This is a genomic window from Marinifaba aquimaris (assembly GCF_013328345.1).
In the GTDB taxonomy this organism is placed as follows: Bacteria; Pseudomonadota; Gammaproteobacteria; order Enterobacterales; family Alteromonadaceae; genus Marinifaba; species Marinifaba aquimaris.
The window spans coordinates 1-4,665 of sequence record NZ_JABULX010000056.1; the positions used below are offsets into that span (position 1 = coordinate 1).

At 40.7% G+C, this 4,665-nt stretch carries 2 protein-coding genes and 1 tRNA gene; 2 read left to right on the forward strand and 1 reads right to left on the reverse strand.

The features are described 5' to 3' along the window. Window positions 1–143 precede the first annotated feature (143 nt). A complete protein-coding gene (locus tag HR060_RS18895) occupies window positions 144–3,227 on the reverse strand; it encodes a hybrid sensor histidine kinase/response regulator (protein ID WP_174201836.1) in 3,084 nt (1,027 codons plus the stop codon). Window positions 3,228–3,348: 121 nt separating this feature from the next. Between HR060_RS18895 and HR060_RS18900 the strand changes: the two genes are divergently transcribed. Both HR060_RS18900 and HR060_RS18905 read left to right on the forward strand, forming a co-directional pair. Continuing rightward, the gene (locus tag HR060_RS18900) at window positions 3,349–4,473 is read left to right on the forward strand and encodes an EAL domain-containing response regulator (RefSeq protein ID WP_174201837.1); all 1,125 of its coding nucleotides are present in this window, start codon (window positions 3,349–3,351) and stop codon (window positions 4,471–4,473) included. Between the two features lie 116 nt (window positions 4,474–4,589). Then, window positions 4,590–4,665, forward strand: a tRNA-Phe gene (locus HR060_RS18905).

Sequence of the window (4,665 nt, forward strand, 5' to 3'; positions counted from 1 at the left end):
TTTAAAGGCAAGTGAATAATCTTTTTGTGTACGCTTAGTTATTGGTTTCATTATCTTCTCCAAATTGAAGTTGGAAAAGTGTCAACCTTATTCAGGACGGGTCACACCCAATAAAAAAGCCTGCTTAAAGCAGGCTTTTTTTGTTATTGATTAGCATCCACGTAGTCTTCAACTTCGTGGAATCTAATTTTAACCTTAGCTATTAATCTATCGGTATTTTCACTCGTACTGTGCTTGATAGAATGCTCTAACGATTCAGCTGCTTTAGAAAGCGGTAGGGCACCTACTGTTTTTGATGCAGATTTTAGCTGATGCGCAATACCTTGAATGCCTGCTTTGTCGTTATCTTTGGCAAAGCGATCAATTTTCTTCAATAAATCATCGGCGTGTTCAAGTAGATTATTAAGGTACTCTTTATGCCTGTTTTTATCTGGACCTAAAAATGATTCCATTGTTGAGACACTGATGGCTTCACTCTCATCAAATGTCGGTATTGATGATTGAGCTTGAGCAGCAGGGGGGTGTTGAGGCTCAAGTTCTGGTTCAATTGCTGGCGCAGGTTGTGGTACAGAATTGGCGAGCGTTTCATCTGCAAGTGTATCGAGTGCTGAATTGTGTTGCTCATGTTCATTAAGCTGCTGCATCATAGCTCTTAATTGTTCTGGCGTTGAGCTAGGCGTAGCTGGTTGTGTCTGATGACTTGCTATTGCCTGATACGCAGGTTGCTGATTAAACTCTTGAGGTGCAGGTGCAGGTGCAGGTGCAGGTGCAGGTGCAGCAATAGGTTCAAGGGCCGGAGCGGCTTTAGGTTTTGGCATCCATTTTTGCAGCAGTTTATCCAAAATGGCTAGCTCTACAGGCTTAGTGATGAAATCATTCATACCTAAGTTGAAACACTTCTGAGCCTCGCCTTTAAGTGCATTTGCGGTAATTGCCACAACATAACTACTGCGAGAGTAATCATTTGCACGCTCACGCTCACGAATTGCTTGAACTAAGTCATAGCCACTCATGTTAGGCATGTGAATATCGGTAAGTACCAGAGGATAATGGTGATTATCCCACATCTCGATCGCCTCTTGACCGTCGTTAGCAACTTCAGCTGCATAACCGAGTAGGTTGAGTTGATCTAAGATAACTTTTTGGTTTAGCGGGTTATCTTCAACTAATAAAATTAAACTCCCCGATGCTTTTGCTACTTCTACCGTTGGCGCTTTTGCTGACTCTACTTTTAATGCGTCATCTTCTTTAGCTGAATCTGGAACTGGGCTTTCTTTACCTGCAGCTATCGCTAAGCCATCAACAAAGGTCGAGCGACATAACGGTGTTGCGATAACAAAGTTAACACGGTCGGTATCAAAGTCATTGTATTTGCTGATATCCGTTGAAATAACGACAAAGTGACAGCTATTTAAAATACTGTTTTGTACACACCAAGCTAGCATTTCACGTGTTTTTTCGACGTTATGACGGCCATCAAGTACGATAATATTTAATCGAGATGCCTCATTAGCGTAACTTTCTATACGGTTTTTAAGTGCGCCATCACTTTCAAAGATTCGGTACTCTGCGCTGTAATAGCTCAAGTATCTTTGCGTGTGACCTCTGTCTTCTTTATCCGGAATTACTGCCCAAACATTGTGGTGACGTAATAAATCTTTAGGTTGGGCTTTCATCTCATCTGAGCGATGCATTGGAATATCAACGATAAAAGTTGTTCCAATACCAGGCTCACTTTCTAGTGAGATTTTACCAAACATCAATTCTGTTAATCGTTGACAGATAGATAAGCCAAGACCAGTACCACCGTATTGACGAGTAATAGACCCATCACCTTGGCTAAAAGGCTGGAAGATTGATTGGCTTTGGCGAATGCTCATACCACGGCCAGTATCACAGACAGTGAAGCGAATATCACAAAAGTCCATGGTTTCGTCTGACACTTCAGCTGAAATACTTACTTGGCCGATTTTACCTTCTTTTGTTTCGGTAAATTTAAGGGCGTTGCCGGTTAGGTTGTATAAAATCTGACGAACACGAACAGGATCTGCCGTTAAGCCATCCGGAATATTCGGGTCGACATATACTTTTAACGAGATATTTCGCTCATTAGCCATAGGTAATAAAATACGCGCAACCGCTTCTGTGATCTCTGCGACTGAGACCGGGATTTTATCAATCTCTAATTTACCCGCTTCAATTTTAGAGAAATCTAGAATGTCATCTATGATACGTAACAGTGCAAAAGCCGATTCCCTTACCGTATCCGTCATTCTAAATTGCGGTTTATCCAATATGGTACGACGTAATAAATCTAAAGTACCTATGATGCCATTCATTGGAGTACGAATTTCGTGGCTCATGGTGGCTAGGAAAGTTGATTTAGATTCACTTGCTTTTTCAGCCGCTTCTTTAGCCGCATTTAACTCGGCAGTTCGCTTGTGAACCCTTTGCTCTAGGTTGGCATTAAGCTCTTCAATCTTGGCCTGAGTTTCTTTTTCTTCAACACTTTTAGCTTCGACCTCTTTAATGAGCTTATTAAGGTGATCAGCTAACTTAGAAAACTCTCTATCTGCATCAATACTGAATCGCTTAGTCCAGTCTTGTTGCTGGACAAACTCTTGGCTCTTGCTAACGAGATCTTCAAATTGATTGTTGAGTTTTCGATTGACGACTTTTGACATCAACCAAGCGACAATAAAGGCGATTAATAACGCCGCGCCCGTTATAAATAACGTTTTTAAATTACTTTGTTTTAAGTCATCAAGAGAATAGCGAATGATAACTAAACCCACACGCTTGTTTTGTGAGTTGGTAATAATCTGCTTGGCTTCTAGATAATCTTTTTGCTGACTAAAGCCTTCAGACATTTTTGGTGACTTAGGAATTTGAGTTCCCGGTGAACTTGAATGAGCAAACAGACCAAGCTGCCCATCTTGTTTCACTCTAAAAACCATAACCGATGTGTCAGGGGATTCATCCGTGATTGATGTCAGTGTTTTATCATCACGAGTGAGCATTTGATTCGCTTCAACTTGTTTGGCAATATTTTTTGCCACTGTTTGTGCATAAAAGTTGGTTGTTGCTCTTAAATGAGTAATCGCTGAAGATTGGCCTAAAATGAAGTTAACAGCTTGTAAAATAAGGACACTGGCGCATACTGTAAAGATAAAATAGGAGCTAATCTTCCTCGTAATAGGGGATTGCTCGTAATATTTTGAAGGCATATTTTTTCTTCTTTTTATCGGTCTGTTGGCTTGTATTCTAGCAAGAGTTGTGCAAATTTAAATAGATAAGCTAAGAGTCGTTGTTTTTTCTTTGCGAGCAGGTCAGGGGTTCGTCCATTAAATGAATATTGGGTATCGTAATGTTGTTGCTATTGATGATGACAGTTTTTCACTGTCGTTTATTAAAGAACAGTTACAACAAGCTGGCTTTGAATCGATTTTTACCTATACCAATCCTGAATTAGCGCTCGAAGACATCATCAGTCAAACAATTCCTGCTGATTTAGTCATTTTAGACTTACAAATGCCGGAAATGGATGGTATTCGAGCTCTAAGGCTTTTAGGTGAAGCGAGTTTCAAAGGTAGCATTATTATATACAGTGGGTTTGAGCAGAAGATCTTAGCGCTTGCCGAGCAGATCGCCTGTGAAAACGAATTGACGATATTAGGCTCTTTACCAAAACCATTTACACTCAAGCAATTAGAAAACTTACTAGAGTCGCACTCCGCATCGCCAGATATTGACGCAATCAGCGAATCACATCGATTTTGTATCACCAATGGTGAGCTTGTCTTAACACGCCAGCCACAATATTGTTTGAATACGGGGCGTATCGTTTCTTATGAAATTCTCTCGAGATGGCGAAACAACTCTGGTGCCATTTTGCCACCAGCTGTTTTCATCCCTAAATTAGAAGACGAAGGTGAAATTCACCTGTTCCAGGAAATGCTATTTGACTTAGCGATGAGAAAAATCTCAGAAGCAGATGATAATCTCATTTATTCCATCAATCTCTCCATGCGCTGCATGGACAAACAAGACGTTCCAGACTTAGTTGCTAAAAGTGCAAGCAAGTATAATGTCTCGCTTGATCGAATTATTCTTGAAGTTACAGAATCGAGCGTAGCCGATGACATGTTGAACGTGAAAGAAACATTGACTCGGTTGTGCCTAATGGGTGTTACTTTATCTATTGATGATTTTGGAACTGGCTACTCTACATTAGATAAGCTTTGTGATTTGCCATTTAAAGAAGTAAAGCTCGATAGACGTTATGTTTCTGGTTGTGATCAAAGCACAGAAAAGCAGGCAATAATAAAAAGTACCGTTGAAATTGCTCAGTCAATGGGGTTAAGAACAGTAGCCGAAGGAATGGAAACGGCAGAAGAAGCCGATGTGGTGGCTACTCTTTGTGTAGATGTTGCTCAAGGATTCTACTTTTCTAAGCCTCAAATGTGGAATTAATAAAAAACCTCACTTTTTTGTAAAAAATAAGTTGACTTGCCTCCTCAAAATCCGTTTAATAAGCGCCCGCAGACAGCAGCACAGTATGAAATATTGTTGAGCAGTTTGTTAGTGTTGCCCAGATAGCTCAGTCGGTAGAGCAGGGGATTGAAAATCCCCGTGTCGGTGGTTCGATTCCGCCTCTGGGCACCA

Bases quoted from the DNA above. Each gene is read 5' to 3' on its own strand.
- HR060_RS18895 (WP_174201836.1), bottom strand. From the start codon at position 3,227: ATGCCTTCAAAATATTACGAGCAATCCCCTATTACGAGGAAGATTAGC.
- HR060_RS18900 (WP_174201837.1), top strand. From the start codon at position 3,349: ATGAATATTGGGTATCGTAATGTTGTTGCTATTGATGATGACAGTTTT.